The 16,967-nt window shown below is 66.1% G+C and carries 22 protein-coding genes; 1 reads left to right on the plus strand and 21 read right to left on the minus strand.

The window, feature by feature from the left end:
* Positions 1–2: 2 nt before the first annotated feature.
* The 4 genes from OOZ63_RS07540 to flgB are packed head-to-tail and all read right to left on the minus strand — an operon-like array spanning position 3 to position 2,703.
* Entirely contained in the window at positions 3–1,226 is a 1,224-nt protein-coding gene (locus OOZ63_RS07540; RefSeq protein WP_266004822.1) for a flagellar hook protein FlgE, read from the minus strand.
* 20 nt (positions 1,227–1,246) lie between these two features.
* On the minus strand, positions 1,247–1,903 hold the full coding sequence (locus tag OOZ63_RS07545; RefSeq protein WP_266004824.1) for a flagellar hook capping FlgD N-terminal domain-containing protein: 657 nt from the start codon (positions 1,901–1,903) through the stop codon (positions 1,247–1,249).
* Positions 1,900–2,328 carry a flagellar basal body rod protein FlgC gene (flgC, locus tag OOZ63_RS07550; RefSeq protein WP_266004825.1) on the minus strand — a complete coding sequence of 143 codons (429 nt, stop codon included), beginning with the start codon at positions 2,326–2,328 and terminating at the stop codon, positions 1,900–1,902. The genes OOZ63_RS07545 and flgC overlap by 4 nt, the downstream gene beginning before the upstream one ends.
* A 9-nt stretch (positions 2,329–2,337) precedes the next feature.
* A complete protein-coding gene (gene flgB, locus OOZ63_RS07555) occupies positions 2,338–2,703 on the minus strand; it encodes a flagellar basal body rod protein FlgB (RefSeq protein ID WP_266004826.1) in 366 nt (121 codons plus the stop codon).
* On the opposite strand from flgB, the gene flgA reads away from it, so the two are divergent.
* A complete protein-coding gene (flgA, locus tag OOZ63_RS07560; protein ID WP_266004827.1) occupies positions 2,702–3,412 on the plus strand; it encodes a flagellar basal body P-ring formation chaperone FlgA in 711 nt (236 codons plus the stop codon). The two genes, flgB and flgA, sit on opposite strands and share 2 nt — an antisense overlap.
* Positions 3,413–3,420: 8 nt before the next feature.
* On the opposite strand, the gene flgJ is transcribed toward flgA, so the two are convergent.
* The 17 genes from flgJ to OOZ63_RS07645 all read right to left on the minus strand — a co-directional run bounded on the left by flgJ (position 3,421) and on the right by OOZ63_RS07645 (position 16,881).
* Entirely contained in the window at positions 3,421–4,137 is a 717-nt protein-coding gene (gene flgJ / locus OOZ63_RS07565) for a flagellar assembly peptidoglycan hydrolase FlgJ (protein ID WP_266004828.1), read from the minus strand.
* A complete protein-coding gene (flgN, locus tag OOZ63_RS07570; RefSeq protein ID WP_266004829.1) occupies positions 4,124–4,552 on the minus strand; it encodes a flagellar export chaperone FlgN in 429 nt (142 codons plus the stop codon). The genes flgJ and flgN overlap by 14 nt, the downstream gene beginning before the upstream one ends.
* Positions 4,549–4,836 carry a flagellar biosynthesis anti-sigma factor FlgM gene (gene flgM, locus OOZ63_RS07575; protein ID WP_266004830.1) on the minus strand — a complete coding sequence of 96 codons (288 nt, stop codon included), beginning with the start codon at positions 4,834–4,836 and terminating at the stop codon, positions 4,549–4,551. The genes flgN and flgM overlap by 4 nt, the downstream gene beginning before the upstream one ends.
* A 36-nt stretch (positions 4,837–4,872) precedes the next feature.
* Complete coding sequence (locus OOZ63_RS07580; RefSeq protein ID WP_266004831.1) at positions 4,873–5,841, minus strand: flagellar motor protein MotB; 969 nt, start codon at positions 5,839–5,841, stop codon at positions 4,873–4,875.
* Entirely contained in the window at positions 5,831–6,760 is a 930-nt protein-coding gene (gene motA / locus OOZ63_RS07585) for a flagellar motor stator protein MotA (RefSeq protein WP_266004832.1), read from the minus strand. The genes OOZ63_RS07580 and motA overlap by 11 nt, the downstream gene beginning before the upstream one ends.
* Before the next feature lie 21 nt (positions 6,761–6,781).
* Entirely contained in the window at positions 6,782–7,507 is a 726-nt protein-coding gene (locus OOZ63_RS07590; RefSeq protein ID WP_266004833.1) for a FliA/WhiG family RNA polymerase sigma factor, read from the minus strand.
* A 17-nt stretch (positions 7,508–7,524) separates the two neighbouring features.
* Positions 7,525–7,998, minus strand: a complete 474-nt coding sequence (locus OOZ63_RS07595) for a flagellar basal body-associated FliL family protein (protein WP_266004834.1) — start codon at positions 7,996–7,998, stop codon at positions 7,525–7,527.
* A gap of 16 nt (positions 7,999–8,014) precedes the next feature.
* On the minus strand, positions 8,015–9,196 hold the full coding sequence (locus tag OOZ63_RS07600) for a flagellar hook-length control protein FliK (RefSeq protein ID WP_266004835.1): 1,182 nt from the start codon (positions 9,194–9,196) through the stop codon (positions 8,015–8,017).
* Positions 9,193–9,513, minus strand: coding sequence for a hypothetical protein (locus tag OOZ63_RS07605; RefSeq protein ID WP_266004836.1), 321 nt, complete (start codon positions 9,511–9,513; stop codon positions 9,193–9,195). Before OOZ63_RS07605 ends, OOZ63_RS07600 begins: the two co-directional genes overlap by 4 nt.
* A 4-nt stretch (positions 9,514–9,517) precedes the next feature.
* A complete protein-coding gene (fliS, locus tag OOZ63_RS07610; RefSeq protein WP_266004837.1) occupies positions 9,518–9,907 on the minus strand; it encodes a flagellar export chaperone FliS in 390 nt (129 codons plus the stop codon).
* A gap of 3 nt (positions 9,908–9,910) precedes the next feature.
* Positions 9,911–11,290, minus strand: a complete 1,380-nt coding sequence (fliD, locus tag OOZ63_RS07615) for a flagellar filament capping protein FliD (protein WP_266004838.1) — start codon at positions 11,288–11,290, stop codon at positions 9,911–9,913.
* Positions 11,291–11,374: 84 nt separating this feature from the next.
* On the minus strand, positions 11,375–11,809 hold the full coding sequence (locus OOZ63_RS07620) for a flagellar FliJ family protein (RefSeq protein WP_266004839.1): 435 nt from the start codon (positions 11,807–11,809) through the stop codon (positions 11,375–11,377).
* Positions 11,806–13,116: a flagellar protein export ATPase FliI gene (fliI, locus tag OOZ63_RS07625; RefSeq protein ID WP_266004840.1), complete on the minus strand. Its 1,311-nt coding sequence runs from the start codon at positions 13,114–13,116 to the stop codon at positions 11,806–11,808. The genes OOZ63_RS07620 and fliI overlap by 4 nt, the downstream gene beginning before the upstream one ends.
* Positions 13,113–13,799 (minus strand): flagellar assembly protein FliH, encoded by a 687-nt coding sequence (fliH, locus tag OOZ63_RS07630; protein WP_266004841.1) that lies wholly within the window; start codon positions 13,797–13,799, stop codon positions 13,113–13,115. Before fliH ends, fliI begins: the two co-directional genes overlap by 4 nt.
* Positions 13,796–14,815 carry a FliG C-terminal domain-containing protein gene (locus tag OOZ63_RS07635; RefSeq protein ID WP_266004842.1) on the minus strand — a complete coding sequence of 340 codons (1,020 nt, stop codon included), beginning with the start codon at positions 14,813–14,815 and terminating at the stop codon, positions 13,796–13,798. Before OOZ63_RS07635 ends, fliH begins: the two co-directional genes overlap by 4 nt.
* Positions 14,808–16,502, minus strand: coding sequence for a flagellar basal-body MS-ring/collar protein FliF (fliF, locus tag OOZ63_RS07640; RefSeq protein ID WP_266004843.1), 1,695 nt, complete (start codon positions 16,500–16,502; stop codon positions 14,808–14,810). The genes OOZ63_RS07635 and fliF overlap by 8 nt, the downstream gene beginning before the upstream one ends.
* Positions 16,503–16,551: 49 nt before the next feature.
* Positions 16,552–16,881: a flagellar hook-basal body complex protein FliE gene (locus tag OOZ63_RS07645; RefSeq protein ID WP_266004844.1), complete on the minus strand. Its 330-nt coding sequence runs from the start codon at positions 16,879–16,881 to the stop codon at positions 16,552–16,554.
* Between the last annotated feature and the right edge of the window lie 86 nt (positions 16,882–16,967).

Genomic DNA, 16,967 nt, shown 5'->3' on the forward strand with positions numbered 1-16,967 from the left:
CGTCAGACGGCCTGCATCAGGTTCTGCATCATCTCGTTCTCAGCCGAGATGACCTTGGTGTTGGCCTGGTAGTTGCGCTGGGCCGACATCAGATTGACCAGCTCGCCAGTCATGTCGACGTTGGACTGCTCGATCGCAGCGACGGTCAGCTTGGAGGCCGTGGCCGATCCGGGGCGCGAGAACAGCGCGGCGCCAGTGGCGTCATTGGCCTCCCAGCTCGTGTCATTGACCGCCTGCAGTGCGTTCTCGTTGGCAAAAGTTGCCAGTGCCAAGGTGCCGACGATCTGCTTCTTGCCGTTGCTATAGCTCGCGACAATGCTGCCGTCGTCCGTGATCGCGGTCCCGGTCAGCGTGCCGGCGGTGTAGCCATCGGCGGTGTTGGTCAGCGTCGTCGTATCACCGGCGTACTGGGTCGTGCCCTTGTAGTCGATGTCGAAGCTCAGCGGCGCGGCGCCGCCAGCGATAGCCACCGGGCCGAAGGTCACCGGTGCGAGCGGGCCGGTCAGCTTGCCGTTGCCGTCGAAGCCAAGCGCCTGGGTGGCCGGCTGCACCGCACCGTCGAAGCTGTAGCGCACCGTCACCGCATTGGCGGCGGTTTTGACAAAGTACTGGGTCACTTTGTGCACGCTACCCAGCGAGTCATGCACTACCGAGGTGATCGAGCTATTGAAGGTAGTCGGGTCAGTGGCATCGAAGGCCGGCAACGGGCCTGGTGCGCCAGGCACGGTCCAATCGGCCGACAGATTGCCGTTGAATGCCAGCTTGGTGCTGGCTTCGGCGCCGATCTGGCCGGTCTGCACCTTCAGGTCGCCGAGCGCCCCCAGGCCCGCACCCGGAATCGGCTTGCCGGTGGCATCGACCACCACGCCATAGCCCTGGGCCTTGCGGCCGTTGGCGTCGACGACGAAGCCGTCCTTGTCGACATTAAAGATGCCCACGCGGGTGAAGACCTGCTGGCCGGAATCGTCCCTGACGGCGAAGAAGCCGCGGCCCTGGATCATCGCGTCCATGCCACGACCGGTGTTGAACAGGCCGCCGCTCTTCTCGATGCTTTGCGACATCGAGCTGAGCTCGGCGCCGTTCATCTGCGTGCCCGAGTACATGGCCGAGAAATTGGCGCGGCTGGACTTGAAGCCGTAGGTACCGGAGTTGGCGATGTTGTTGCTGATGGCTTCCAGGCTGCCGCTGACCGCGTTGATGCCCGAGCGTGCGATTTCGAAACTCATGATGTGCCCTTCGCGTGAATTTAGGAATTGGCCGCGGCGCGGCCTTTGAATTGGGTGATGGCGGCCGGCGTAATCTCGCCCAGCGCACCCAGTTGCAGCAAGGCACCGCCGTCACCGGTCAGACGCACACTGCGCAGCTCGGCAACCACCTCGACCGCTGTAGCCTGTTTGGATTCATTCTCAATGCGCACCTCATAGCTACCGCTAGCCAGGCCCAGCGCGGCCGGGTCCAGCTTGTAGCTGTTGGCGCCGGCGGCGCGCGGGCCTAGGTCGACGCGCTTCTCAACTCCATCGGCGCCCTTGAGCACCAGCGTGGCCGGGCTCGCATTGCTGTCCAGCGTGAAGTGGGTGTCGACCGGCTGCTTGTCGAGCTTGAGCTGCTCGACCCGCGCTTGCACGGTGGAGCCGACCTGGGCACCAAGGGTCAGCATCTGCAGGCTCGACAGCATGCCGGCGTTGCTGGCGCCCTGGGCGGTTAGCTGCTGCAAGGTCTCCATCTGGCTCAACTGGGTCAACTGGTTGACGAACTCGCTGGGGTCGGTCGGCTCCAGCGGGTTCTGATTCTTGATCTGGGCCACCAGCAAGGTGGTGAACAGCTGCGACACCTCGCCATTGCTGCCGACGGCCTTGCTGGCGGCGCCGGCGCTGCTGCTGGTGTCGTTCGTTACCGCGCTCATTGGCCCTCTCCCAGGCGCAACAACGACTGCTGCATCGCCTTGACACGGCCCATCACCTCCACATTGGTCTCGAAGGCACGTGAGGCCGACATCATGTCGGTCATCTCGGCTACCGGATTGACGTTCGGATAAAACACCTCGCCGGCCTCATTGGCCAGCGGATGCTCGGGCTCGTAGACCTTGCGCAAGGGCTCGCCGCTCTCGACCACGTCCAGCACCTGGACACGGCTGCCGGCAAGCTGCTGCTCGCCCAGGCCCTCACGCGCGGCCAGCGCAGCGAACACCGGCTTGCGTGCCCGGTAGGTGTTTGCCTCTGAACCTGAGGCCGATTGCGCATTGGCCAGGTTGCTGGCGATGGTGTTAAGACGCGTGGTCTGGGCCGACATGGCCGAGCCCGCGATCTGGCTGATCTGCTTAAAAGACATCGCTGCTCCTTACTGTCCGTTGATGGCCTTGGCCAGGCCTCTGAGTTTCATGTTCAGAAAGGTCAGGCTGGTCTGGAAGTCCGAGGCGTTTTGCGAGAACGCCGCCTGCTCGACGCCCAACTCCACCGTATTGCCATCCTGGGCCGCATGGAAGGGCACGCGATACTGCAGGTCCTCGCCCTCGGTATCGAGCAGTAGGCCGTCGCGGTTGTCCTGATGGGCCTGGCGCAGAGTGGCTGCAAAATCAATGTCTCGCGCCTGATAGCCGGGTGTGCTCTCATTGGCGATGTTGGAGGCCAGCACCTTGGTGCGCTCGGCGCGCACACGGAGCGCGTCGGCATGCTGGCCCATCGCCTTGCTGAAATCAATACTCATGCTTTGTTCCCCAAGAAATCTGATACTGGCCAGCTTGCTGGCCGTGACTATCGGCGATGTCGGCGCCGCCGTGACACGCGGGCTCAGCGACAGCGTGAACGAATTCGCCGAGCGGCACGTCTTGGAGCAAGCTCAGCGCCAGGGCTTGCTGGAGCCGCAGTTGCGGCTGACGTCGACGACCAAGCCAGGCAGCGCGCCGCCCTGCCCGGGTGGCTGGCAGGTAGAGGCACTGGACACCCGCTATTTGAGCCGGTTGCGCTTCTCCGCCCATTGCCCGGACCGTGCGGCGGCCCCCAACCAGGTTCTTCTGCTGCGCGGTCAGCTCAGCGCCGAGGTACTGGTGGCTGCCCATGCGCTGCGCCCCGGCCAAGTGATTACCGAGAGCGATGTGCTGCTGGAGCGGCGTGACATCACGAACGCTCCCGAGGCGCTGTCGCAGTTCGATACGGTGCTGGGCCAGAGCCCGCGCACGAGCCTGCGGCCGGGTCAGCTGCTGCTCAAACGCCAGTTGCAGGCGGCGCTGCTGATCAAGCGAGGCCAGAAGGTGAGCATCGTGGCGCGCAACAGCGGCATCGAGGTACAGGCGGCTGGCGAGGCGCTCGACGCAGGCGCGCTGGGCGCACAGATCCGTGTGCGAAATCTTGCCAGCGGCCGCGTCATCAGTGCGCGCGTGCTGGACGAGAGTCAGGTCGAACCGGCCCTGCGCTGAAGCCTGCTTCATTGGCCACCCGCTTTGATGCGCTGGGCAGTTGCGGCCAGCTTGTCGGCATAGGCCGGGTCCGTCGCATAGCCGCCTTGCTGCAGCGCCCGGCCGTAGGCCTGGGCGTCGGAACCGGTCTGCAGCGCAGCTTGGTAGCGCGGGCTGTTCAGCAGCAGCTGGGCAAAGTCGTTGAAGGCATGAGCCGGGCCTGCATAGCTGCGAAAACCCTCGCGGCGCTTGCTCGGCGCGCCCTGCTCGTACTCGGTGGTCATCACCTCGGCGACCTCTCCGCGCCAGCTCGCGCCTGCCTTGAGGGCGAACAGATTGTGGCTGTCGCTGCCATCGCTGCGGCGTATCGGCTTCTGCCCCCAGCCCGACTCCAGCGCCGCATGCGCTGCCAGCACCTCGGGCGCGACGCCCAGGCGTTGGCCGGCCTGCTCGGCCAGCGGCGCAATCTCGCGTAGAAACTCCTGCTGTGTCGGGCTGGGTGCGGCAGCTTGGTTCTCGACGGGCTCTCCGCTGGCCTGCAGCTGATGCCATAGACCCTCGGGACTCAGCGCAGCGGCGCGCGGCAGCGCCGTGGTCGCCGTGCTCCCGCTGCCGTTCTCGATGAACTGGTTGACCTCGCCATGCAACTGCCGGTACAGGCTCGAGAACTCGCCGCCGGCACGTGTCGTTGCGCCGGCTGGCAAGGCCAGAAAACCGGCGCCGATCTTGAAATCAGTATTCAGCATAGGTGACCTCCTCGACGCCCAGCACCCGCAGCATCAGCGCATGCTGGTCGGTGATCAGCTGGCAGTTGCGAAGGTTCAGGGCCTTGCATTCGGTGACTTGCTGCTCCAGGCCTTGCCAGGCGGCTGCCAGCGTCTGGGCGCTGGCGCCCGACAGACGCTGCAGCAAGGCCTCGACACTGGGCTTGCTGTTGCGGCCCAGCAGCGCCAGCAGCAGCTCGCTGCGCACCGCACGGCGCTGGTCGAGCTGCTCGACCAGCGCCACGATGTCGGCGGCAAGTGCGCTGAGCTGCTCGCTGCGGTGGCGCAGCGCGGCCTGGAACTGCTCTTCGAGCAGCTCGCGCAGGCGCGCATAGGCCGAACGATCCGCATGCAGATCGCGCAGCAGGCGCGCCAGCACCTCGGCGACCTTGCTCATCCCCGCCCCCCGTGGAAGCGCTGGATCAGCTTGGCCAGGCGTCCGGCGTCAAAGGTGATCTCGCCGCGGGCCAGGGCCTCGCGCAGCATGTCCACCTTGGCCTGGTCGATCTCGGGCATCTCGGCGAGCACGGCCTTGGCCGGCTGCAGCGTGCTGGACTCCAGCGCCGCGTCGATGGCTGTGGCCGCGCCCAGCACGGCCGGTGCGGCCTCGCGAATCTTGCCGATGTCGCTCTTCTCGGCCAGCTTATCTACTGCCTGGCCATTCTGTCCTGTGACTCTCATACGATCACCTCTTGCTTTGGTACGCATGGCCGGTCCTCAGTTCGCCGGCGGGCTTTGCAGGACCCGGCGCAGCTCGCGCATGGCCTCGGGGGTTTCGGCGCTCAGGCCGTCGGCAACGGGCAGACTCTGGCGCGGCGCGCCGAACATCGAGGCCATCAGCTGCGACTGGCGGTGGGTCAGTACTATCAGCTCAATGCGGCGGTTGATGGCCGCGTTCGGATCGCGCTCGTCCAGCGGAGCGGCGTCGGCCATGCCGCTGACCTGCATCACGCTGCGCTCGGCCATGCCGCCTTCGAGCAGATGAAAGCGCGCCGCCATCGCGCGGTGGCTGGACAGCGCGGTGTTGGAGAAGGCACCGATGCTGCGGCCGCGGTATTGCGAGGCGTCGGTATGGCCGACGATCAGCAGCGGGTTGTCGACCTTCGCGAACACCGCACCGAGCTTGCGCAGCAGCGCGCGAAAGCGCTGGTTGGGCATCGCGCTGCCACGGTCGAACATGCCCTCGGCATCGGTGTCGTGCAGCATCAGGCGCAGGCCTTGCGGCGTGATCGCGGTCTGCAGATTGCCTTGCAGGCCCTCCTCGGCGCTGGCACGCTCTATCAGGCGCGCCAGATCACGGAACTCGGCCGGGCTCTCGTAATGCTTGACGGCCTGCGGGTCGTCGAGGTTCTCGCTGCGGCCGCGCATCAGTTCCTGCTCACGCGCCGGCACCGGGTGACGCTCGATCAGGCTGCCCTTCATGCCGGCAGCGATCGCATTGCTGGTGCCACTGCCCTCGCCCAGCATCTTGCTGCCATTGCTTTGCAGCACCTGCTGCATCGCCTCGGTCTCGCGCGAGGCCAGCAGCCACAGCACCAGGAACAGGCACAGCAGGGCCAGGCAGAAGTCGGCGAAGGCGACCTTCCAGGCGCCACCGTGGGCCTCGTCGTCATGCTTGCGCGCCGAGCGCTTGACGATGGTCTGGTGGTGGTCGGCCTTGGCACCGACCTTGCTACTAGGCTGCACGGCGCTCTCCCGGCATGCGGTCGGTGGCGCGGCGGCGCGGTGTCGCTTCGGCATCGCCGGCGTCCTGCATCTTGTCGATCCAGCCCTCCAGCACCGCGAAGCTGGGCTTGATGTTCAGCTGCACCAGGCGGCGACCGGCGTCGATGGCCAGCAGCGGCGGCTTGCCCGAGACATGGGTGACCAGCACGACCTTGACCGATTCCATCGCCGCCATCTCTTCGTGGACCTGCTGCTTCATCATATTGCTCAGCGGGTCCAGTACCGCGTAGCAGAAGAAGATGCCGATGAAGGTGCCGACCATGGCCGCCGCCACCATCAGCGCGATCTGGCCGGTATCGGCGCCCTCGGCCACCGAGCTCATCGCCATCACGATACCCAGCACGGCGGCCAGGATGCCGAAGCCCGGCATCGCCTCGCCGATCTTGTGCAGCGACTTGGAGGGCTGGGCCAACTCGTCATGGATGGCCTCGAGCTCCTGCTCCAGCACGCCCTCGAGCTCGTGCGCATTGATCTTGCCCATGGCCATCAGGCGGAAGTTGTCGACGATGAAGTGCAGCAGCTTGGGCTCGTCCAGTATCAGCGGATAGCGCTTGAACAGCGCGCTCTCGTGCGGCGCCTCGACGTGGGCGTCCAACGCCTTCAGGCCACCGGCCGCCGTCTGCAGCAGCTCATACATCAGCAGCAGCAACTGGCGCTGAAACTCCTCGCCGGCCTTGCGCGGCATCATCACCTTCTTGAGCTGCAGCACCATCTCAGACAGCACATGCTTGGGATTGCCCAGGACGATGGCACCCAGGCCGGCGCCCAGGATGATCAGCAGCTCGACGGGCTGCCAGATCACCTTGAAGCTGCCGCCGTGCAGCATGAAGCCGCCGAAGACACAGCCCAGCACGATGACGATTCCAATGAACGGCTGCATGGTTGTTGCTTCTTTCTTGAGTCAGGCTTGCTGCAGGAAGGTTTTCATCTTCCGCAACGCACCCTTGTTGATCTGCGAGACGCGCGCCTCGGTAAGGTCCAGCACCGCGGCGATTTCCTTCAGGCTGGCGTCGAATTCGTAGTAAAGCTGGATAACCTTCTGCTCACGCTCGTCCAGGCTGGTCAGCGCCTGCTCGATGCTGCGGCTGATCATCAGCTGGGCCTCGGGCGTGCGACTCTCGCTGGGCAGATTGCTGAGTTCCTGGACCAGCTCGTCAAAGCTGGCCAGCTCCTCCGCCACCTCGGCTTGCTGATAGGCGGACCAGGCCTGCGGCGTCAACTTCAGATTCGCAAGGATCTCGGCCTCGCTGGGCTCGTGACCGAGCTTGCGCGTCAGCGCGCGCAGCGCGTCACGAACCTTGTGGCTGTCCTGGCGCACCGATCGCGGCCGCCAGTCCTGGCGCCGCAGCTCGTCAAGGATGGCGCCGCGCACGCGCAGCGCGGCAAACGCGCCGAAAGCCTCATCGGGCTCGCCATAGCGGCGCAGGGCTTCTAGCAGGCCCATTAAACCGATCTGCTCCATGTCCTCGCGGTCCATCACCGCGCTGGCCTGCGCATTGAGTTGGCGCGCGATACGCTTGACCAGTGGGGCATACGCGCGCAGCTGGCGTTGCTCGAAGTCAGGCCCCAAGCCGGCATGCGCGGCATGGGCGGCCTGGTTGAGCTCGGCGTAGGCGGTGACTTGCATAGCGCGCTCGGCTGCTCTTACTCGATGATCAGCTTGCCGATCAGGGCTTCGGCAAAAGGCGGCTCGCGCTGCTCGGCCGCATAGTTGGCCTGATAGGCCTTATTGAGCTCATCGGCGAACTGCGCCACTGTCATGCCCTGCGCCGTCTCCACCGTGTACTCCGACAACGCCTTGACCGCGATCGTGCGCAGCAGCGGTAGATGCTCCTTGGCGCGCTTCTCCTGCTCGGGCAGCGCCTTGAATACGACATCGATGGCCATGTAGTGCGAGACAGTCTCGCCGGCACGGCCGCGCAGCATGATCAACACCTTGTCCAGGGTCACATATTTGTAGTCGGGCGCAGGTTTAGCGGGCGCCTCGGCGACCGGCTTGCCGGCCTTGTCGGTGCTCGGCGCTTTGTTGGCCATGCTCCACCAGACGGCAGCGCCGGCGCCGGCCGCCGCCAGCAGGCCCACCAGGGCAACGATCAGAATCAGTTTGATATTTTTCATGGACTTGTCCGTCGGTTCAGGCCGGGATGTCGGCGGCGATCAGCGAGCTCGCGAAACCGCGAGCGGAAGCCTCGTCCTCATGCAGACCTCGGCCCGGGCGCCGCTGTTGATCGTGCTGATCCTGGGCTTGCTGCTGGGAGGGCTGCTGCTGCGCATCGCGGCCTGCCTGGCGCGCGTCGTCACCGCCGCGTGCGGTCTGCGTCACTTGCACCGTCACATCGCCGCTATGGCGCTGCACCAGGTCCTGGCGCAGGCTGTCACTGACCTGATGCAGCTGGCGCGCCACTTCGCCATGGCTGGCGCTCATGCGAACCTGCAGCTCGCCGGCCTGCTGGCGGATCGCAATCTCGACCTGACCCAACATTGGCGGGTCAAGCTTGATCACGGCCTGCTCGCTGCGGGCGGCGATTTGCAACTGCAGTCGGTCACCTAGGGCCAGCAGCAGCGGCTGCCGCCACTGGGTGGGCTCGCCTTTGAGCACCAGGTCAGGCCCCAGCGCCGGGCCGGCTTCTCCGCTCGACAGCGCCGCCGCAGCGACGACCGGCGCTGGCCGGACGCTGTCCAGGCCGCTGATGCCGCTTGGCACAGACACTGTGAGCGCTGCTTCGAAGCCGGTCAACGGAGCACCTTCGGCCGTGCTGCCGGCCTTGGCGCCGATGGGGAAGGTCGGGAGCGCGGTCAACGGTGTCGACCCGATCGCTGTTGCGGGCAGATTGTCGGGCGCCGCTGCTCCGGTCGGCGCTGCCGGGGTGCCGGTCAGAGGCAGAGCTGCAGCCTGCAAGCCCGGCGTGCCGGGCACCGGCAGCGTCGCAGCCGCCACCGCCGCCACATTGAGCGACTGCCACAGGCCCAGGGCCGCCAGCGCATGACTGGACTGCGCCTCCAGAACCGGCTCTGCCAGACTCAGGTCAGCCTCGGGCTCCTGCCCTGCTTCGGCCGTTGGTTCATCTCCCGCCGCGAGCGCAGCGCTGTCTGCGACGTCGGTGGGCTGAGTCGCTGGCTGTGCAGTGGTCGGCAGCGCTGCCGTCTGCTGCTGCGCCAACGCAACCTCCTGCTGCAGCGCCAGCGTGTTGGCGAAACCAATCTGACCGATGTTCTGGCCGAGGGGCGGGGCCGCGTTGAGCAGCGCGCCGCCGTTCACGCCAGGCAACAGCACGGAACTGGCGCCGGTGTTGAGAAGAAGAGTGTTGCTGTTCATGCGCGGGCCTCCTCGTCCTGAGCGCTGTCGGACCAGTTGCTGCTCTCGGCATAGGCCTGCCAGCGGCCTTGGCCGGCACGCATCTGCTCCAGGGTCTGGGCCAGGTTCTGCAGTTCAGCCGCGCAGTGCAGGCGGGCCTCCTGGTGGCGTCGGTGCAAAGCCTGCAGCGCGCCGCGTTCGGCCACGCTCCAACTGGCCACATCGGCCCAGTCCCGCAGCGCAAGGGACAGCTCGCGATCTAAGCGAGCCAGGGCCTGCCAGTCGCGTGCGCCGCTGGCCTGCTTCAGGCCGCGACCCAGGCGTTCGATCAGTGGCATGCGCTCAACCATGGCTGTTCGCCTGCACGCCTTGCCAGCCGCTACGGATATTGGCCAGCAGGCCGCTCACTTCGTCGACGATTGCGACATTGAGCTCGACGCCGGCGCGATACAGGCGCTCGGCGCAGTAATCGTAGAGACGGGCGAGGTTGTGTACCACCTCGCTGCCGGCGTCCATGTCCAGCGCGCTGGACAGGCCGTTGATGATGCTGACGCACTTTTCCAGGCTGCTGGCCTTGAGCTCGTAGCGGCGGGCCTCGATATGGCCTCGCGCGCGGGCCAGTTCATCGATCAGGCCGTCCATTAAGACCAGCACCAGTTGCACCGGCGAAGCCTGGGCGGTCTGGGCCTTGAGATTGACGGCTTGGTAGCTTTGGTAGGCGTCGTAAGTCATCGTTTATGAGGTCGGTAAGCTCAGCGAGCTGAACAGGCTTGTGGTATCCGCCATCTGCGCCTGCACCTGCTGCAAGGCGGTGAACTGCTTCAGATAGCGTTGGTAGGACTGCTCGTACTGGTTGTCGAGCCGGGTCTGGCGTTCGCCGATGGCCTTCTGCTGCGACTGCACCGAGCTCTTGCGCTGCGCGATCTGGCCGGAGACGCTGTTGGTCCACTGGTCGACTGCGACACTGAAAGCCCCCAGCACCCCGCTGCCCGAGGTCAGCGAGGACTTGCCGAACACCTGGTCGAGCGCATCGGGCTTGGTCGCCAGCGTCTTGTTGAGCTTGGTGCTGTCCAGGCTCAGCTGGCCGTTGCGGTCGGCGCTGATGCCAAGGTCACGCAGGGCCAGGCCGCCGAAATCCTGGCGCAGGATGTTGTTCAAGCGGCTGCGCAGCGAGCGCACGCCGGCATCGGAGGCAAAAGCGGCAGAGGCGGCGCCGTCCTTGCCTGCGGCGGTCAGCTCGCTGAGGCTTTTCTCCAGCGCGTTGTAGGCATCGACAAAGCTCTTCACCTTGGCCGTCGTCGCGCTCTCGTCCTTGGTCACGGTCAGCACATCGGGTGCGCCGCTGCTCAAGGCCTTCAGCGTGACGCTGACGCCGGGAATGGCCGTCAGCTCATTGCTGCCCTGCTTGATCTGGATGCCCGAGCCCTGCGCCCCCATCCAGACCACCGCATCCTGGGCTGCCGTCAGCTGCAGCTTCTTGGCCGGGTCTTCCAGCGCACTGCGCAGTGCTCCGGCCGGGATGCTGCTGGTGTCCAGACTGATCGCGCCGCCCTCGCCGCTTACACCCGAGCTCAGGCTCATCTGCGACTGGCCGCCGGCCGTGATCACCTGGGCCGTCACCGAGCCGGCATTGCCGCTGGCCTGGTTGATCGCGCGCGCCAGCTCGATCTGGGACAGGCTGCCATCGTTGTCAGCATCGGCATTGGCGAGATTGACGACGAAATTGCTGCCGTTGGCCAGATTCACCGACATATTCAGCGGCCCCGCGGGCCAGGCCGACACATCCTGGGCCGGCACGTCCTTGAAAGCCAGCTGATGCGAGGTGGCCAGCTTTTCGACAAAGATCTGGTAGCTGCCCGGCAGCGCAGTTGAATCTGCCTTGGCCGTGCCGCTGGCGGTGTTGGCAAACCCGGCGCTGAGCTGGGCAAGGCCGTTCTTGCCGGTGGTCAGAGCCTTCATCGCCGTGTCGAAGCCTTGCAGGGAGCTTTGAAGCTTGCTCAGCGCGGTCGATTTGGCCTGGCTGGTCTTGTTCTGCGCCGTCAGCAGGCTCTGGGTCTGCTGGGTGTAGGCGGTCGCCAGCTGGGTGGCCAGGGTGGACGGGTCGAAATTAGCCATGACGTGCTCCTGCAAGGTGTTGAGTAGGACTACCTTGCTTCAGGGCGACTCCTTTGCCCTGGCACTTAAATTGCTGAGGGTTTGTCATGCCAGCCCCCGCTGCCAGACCTGGCTGGCCAGATCGTCCTGGAACTTCTGCTGCTGGCGTTCCTCGGCCTGCTGAGCCCGCGAGACGACGCGGCCCAGCAGCTGGCCATAGGCCTCCTGCTTGCGCGCCACGGCCAGCATGGCCTGGCGCTGCACCGCGATATCGGCCTCGTGCAGGGCCAGATCCTGGCGCTGCTGTTCGGCCCATTGCAGCACCGCCTGCTTGTAGGCGGCGCTGTTGGCCGCGAGGCTGGGCACGGCCGTGCCGGTCGGGCCGATCTGCTGGCTCAGCTGTTCCAGCCGCGTCACCATCGCCGCCTGGCGGTCGCGCAGCTGCTGCTTGGCGGCCAGTTTCGCCTGGTGCTGCTCCAGCTCGCGCTCGCGCAGCTCGATCAGGCGGCTCAGGCTGCTCTGCATCGGAGCCTTGCTCATGCCAGCAACTCCTCGAGCTGCTGCAGGGTCTCGGCCAGCGGTGCCGCCTCGTTGACACCCTGATGCAGAAAGGCCTCGATGCGCGGGAACAGCGTCACCGCCCGGTCGGTCAACGGGTCGGCGCCGGGCACATAGGCGCCCAGCGGCATCAGCTCGCGCACCTGCTCGTAGCGGGAGGCCAGCTGCTTGAGCAAGCGGGCGGCCTGCTGGTGCGGCTTGGCCGCCACCAGAGCCATGCAGCGGCTGATCGACTGCGAGATGTCGATGGCCGGGTAGTGGCCGCGCTCGGCGAGCGCACGCGACAGCACGATGTGGCCGTCGAGAATGGCGCGGGCCGTGTCGACCACCGGGTCCTGCTGGTCATCGCCCTCGGCCAGCACCGTGTAGATCGCGCTCATGCTGCCGCGGTCATGCTCGCCATTGCCGGCGCTCTCGACCAGCTCGGGCAGCAGGCTGAAGACCGATGGCGGATAACCACGCGTGGCCGGTGGCTCGCCCAGCGCCAGCGCCACCTCGCGGCGGGCCATCGCATAACGGGTCAGCGAGTCGACCAGTAGCAGCACATGCTGGCCCTGATCGCGGTAATGGGCGGCAATCGTGTGGCACAGCTCCGTGGCGCGCAGCCGCATCAGCGGCGACTCGTCGGCCGGTGCCACAACCACCACGGCACGCGCCAGACCGGCGGGGCCCAGGCTCATATCGATGAACTCGCGCACCTCGCGGCCGCGCTCACCGATCAGGCCCACCACCACCACATCGGCAACGGTCTGGCGCGTGATCAGGCCCAGCAGCACGCTCTTGCCGACGCCGGAGCCGGCCATAAGCCCGACCCGCTGGCCACGACCAAGAGTCAGCATGCTATTGATAGCCCGCACGCCGACATCCAGCGGCTCATGCACCGGCGTTTTCTTCAGCGGATTGACCTTGGGTGGCTGCGCCGGCAACGGATGTTCGCCGCCGAGCCGGCCGAGGCCGTCGATCGGTTCACCGAGGCCATTCACGATGCGACCCAGCCACGAAGGACCGATCATCAAGCTGCGGCTCTCGGGCGCCGGCAGCACGCGGGCGCCGGTGGAGAGCCCATCGGGCTTCTTGAACGGCATCAGATAGGAGACCTGGTCGCGAAAACCTACCACCTGGGCTGCGATCCATTCGCCATCTGCGCCTTCGATCATGCAGCGTTGGCCAGTGCGCAGCGCACAGCCCGAGCTCTCCAGCAGCAGACCCGAGGCGCCGACCAAGCGACCGGTGGGCGTGGCCACCGGCACGATGCCCAGTTCAACGCGACGCAGTGCGGCGGCGATCATGCGCGCTGCTCCGGTACCTCGTCATGCGGCTGCTCGATCATCTGCGCCTTGACCTGCTCCATGCAGGCGGCCAGGCGCTGGCGACAGCCGGCATCGGCCTCGCGTCCACCTGCGTGCAAACGGCATTCGCCGCTCTCCAACTTTGGGTCGGGCAGCAGGCTCCAAGCCTGGGCGCGTTCGGGAGCCAGCTCGCTGATGCGGCGCAAGTCTTCAGGGTTAAGGAACACTTCGACCCCGTCGCGGGCGATCGGCATGCTAGCCAGGGTTTCGTCGACCAGGGCCAGCAGTTGGGAGGGCTGCAAGGTAAGTTCGGCGCGGATGACCTGGCGGGCCACCTTCTCGACCAGCTCGACAACTTCCTTGCGGGCGGCCGCCTGCAGCTCAAGCTGCAGCGCCTTTAACTCGCTGAACAAGGCATCGACCGGTGCAGCCAGATGTTCGAAACGTTCGGTCATCTCGCGTCGCCCCAGGGTCAGACCCTGCTCGCGGCCCTGGGTCTGCGCCTCTTCACTGCCGGCCTGCAAACCGCTGGCATAGCCTTCTTCATAGCCCTTGGAGAGCCCCTCCTGGAAGCCCTCCGCCAGCGCGGCCTGCAGCTGTGCCGGCGAGCTCTGCTCGACCTCGCGCCGCGCATGCAACTGGGCCAGCGGCGGAAAGCGGTGCGGGCGTAGCACGGGCTTCATTCGACTGTAGCCTCGGCAAACAGCTGGACCTGGATCTCTCCGGCGTCGACAAGGGCTTTGACCTGGGCCATCACTTCATTGCGGGCGGCTTCGGCGCGCGAGCGCGGCACCGGGCCGCTTCGGCGTATCAGATCCTCGAAGCTTTGGGCCTGGCGCCGCGGCATCGCAGCCAGGATGGCGTCGCGTACGGCCGCCTCGGCCCCCTTCAGCGCCACTGCCCACAGCTCCAGCGGAACTTCCTCGATCACGCGGGTCAGCACCGTCTCGCTCTGACGCGACAGGATGAAGAAGTCATACATGCTGACCTCGATTTCGTTGACCACCTCGGGGTCATGGGCGCGCAAGAGCTCGACCATCTGCTGGCGTTCGCTCGGCAGACGGTTCAGTATCTCGGCCGCCTGCTTGACGCCCTCAACGCTGGCGCCTTGCTGGCCCAGGCCCATCAGGCACCGCTCGACCAGCTCTTCGAGCTCGCCCAGCAACTCGGCATCTACCTCGGACAGGCGTGCCACATTCAGCAGCACCAGATCGCGTCCCTGCTCGGGCAGGGCGGCGATCACGTCGCTGGCCTGGGTGGAGGGTAAAAAAGCCAGAAACACGGCCTGCATGCGCACATGCTCGCGGGCTATATGATCGGCCAGCCACTTCGGAGAGGCCCATTGCAGACGTTGCATCTTGGGCCGAATCGCCTCGCCGTAGATGCTATTGAGCACGCTGGTGGCAATATCGCCGCCCAGCGCCAGGTCGAGCGATCGCTTCAGATAGCTGCGCGAAGCGCCATGCACACCACTTTGCTCGCGGTAGTCATCGAAGAAATGCTGGATCGCGGTTTTGACCCAGTCGACCTTGATGCCACTCATTCGCGACATGACCTGGGTGACGTCTAGCAGCTCTTCGCGAGACAGGCAGCGCAGCACGGCTGAGGCGGGCTCCTCGCCCATGCTCAGCAAAACGATGGCGGCTTGCTCGACCGGAGTCAGGCCGGCGGCCGTGGTGGCGGGGATGAAATCAGTCATTGCGGACATTCTTCTTTTGCACCCATTGCTTCACCACCTCGGCCACGCGCTCCGGCTCCTTGGCCGCCAGCACCTTCAGGTGGTCCACCAGCACATCCACCGGCGAGCCGGGGGGCGGCAATTCATAGTTCTCCAGCAGCGGCACGACCGACATGGTCTTGGGCTCGGCAGCGGTATCGGCGGCCGGAGCAGGCAATGCGCCGCGCTCGATCGTCTCGCCGGCTGCCAGGGCAGCGGGCTCCAGAGGGGTCAGTGACGTCGTGCCGCTTGGTGCAGCGGTAGCCGGCGCCAGCCGCGCCTGGGCCAGGCGTAGCAGCGGGCGCGCCAGCAGTAAGTAGCCCAGCAACGCGGCCAGTGCGTATGCGAGCCAACCGCTGAAATCCAGAATCGTGTCGCGCTGCTGGTACCAGGGTTCCGGCACCAGCGGGGCCGGGAAACTCATCGGCGAGACGGTCAGCTTGTCGCCGCGCTCGGTGTTCACGCCCAGGCCGCTGACCAGCAGCTTTTCGACCTTGGCGATCTCGTCCGGGGTCCAAGTTTTGCCCGCACTGGCCGGGCCGGGTGCGGCCGCGTTGTTCAGCACAACCGCCACATTCAGTCGAGCCAGACGGCCTCGGCTGCGCTTGATCTGGGTGATGTTGCGGTCGTAGGCGTACTGGCGGGTGGCGGCGTTCTTGCGCGCGGTGCCGACATTGGTCTCGGGCTCCGAGGCGGCCGGATCCGCCGCGTTGACGGGTCGGTTGCTCAGTGAGCCGGGAATGCCCAGAGCGATCCGCTCGCGGTCCTGTTCCTCGCGCATCGCCTCGTTGGTCAGTTTCGGCGCATCGCCATACTGCTCGCGGGTTTCTTGGATGCGATCGTTGTCGACCTCGGCGGTAACCGAGAGGCGGTAATTTTCTTCGCCGAGCACCGGCGCCAGAAGATCGCGCACATTGCGGCGCACCTCGTCCTGGTACCGCTTGGACGCCTCGTTGCCCTGGTTGGCCTCGAAGCCTTCACTCAGATCGACACGGGCCGACAGTAGATTGCCAGCCTGGTCGACCAGACTGACACGCGCCGGGTCCAGGCTGGCGACGCTGCCCGACACCATATTAATGACGGCGGCGATCTGTTCGTTGCTCAACGTGCGGCCAGGCCTGAGAGCCAGCACCACCGAGGCCGAGCTCTTCTGGCCATCGCTCAGCACAAAAGAGGAGGACTTGGCAATCGACAGATGCACGCGCGCGCTGTCGACTCCGTCCAGTGTCATCATGCTTTGCGCCAGCTCGCCTTCGAGGCCGCGGCGAAAGCGCACGTCCTGCACGAACTGGCTGACCCCCAGCGGGTCGTTGCGGTCCATCAGTTCCAGGCCGGCCGGCAGCTTGGCGACCACGCCCTTGGCGGCCAGCAGCATGCGAACCCGGCCCAGCGCGCTGTCGGGCACCAGCACCTGGCCGGTGTCGGGATGCAGGCGGTAGGCGATCTGCTCGGCGTCCAGCACCGCCAGCATCTCGGCGGTGGCGACGCGCTCGCGCTGGCCAAACACCGGCTTGTACGAGGCCTGATCTCGCCACATCAGCATCAGCGCCAATGCGGTACCGGCCACGGCCAGGGCCAGCACGGGCGCCAAGCCCTTGGCCAGGCCAGCAGGCAAGGCGGGGCGTGAGTTCCAGGCCGGGCCCAGGCGGGCCATCAGGGGTTTGAGCATGGTGGTGTGCGTATTTGTTCTTGGCAGGTGGCGGTGGCGGTCTGCCTGTTCAGAGCTGCAGCTTGATCAGCTCGTCGACCGCGCCGACCACCTTGTTGCGGACCTGCATCAGCATTGAGAAGGACAGGCTGGCGTTCTGGCTGGCCAGCATTGCGCCGACCAGGTCATCGCTCTCACCGTTCTCCACTGCTGTCATGCGGGCCGCGGCGTCCTGGTCCTTGGTGTCGACCTGGCGCAGCGCAAGTTCCATGCTGCGACCAAAGCCCTGGCTGTCCGCCTCGCCCGGGCCCGAAGCCAGACGCAGGGCGTCTTGCTCGATGCGGGCCAGTTCGGACTGCAGCGAACCCAGACTGCTGGCGGCGCTTGAAGTGACAGACATCGATTGATCCTTGGGCAATGCAATAAGCGCGCGACGCTTACCGACGTGTTCAGGCCATGCCTCGAAAACCAAGGCAGAAAATATTC

It is taken from the genome of Paucibacter sp. PLA-PC-4, from assembly GCF_026241155.1.
Taxonomy (GTDB): domain Bacteria; phylum Pseudomonadota; class Gammaproteobacteria; order Burkholderiales; family Burkholderiaceae_C; genus Roseateles_E.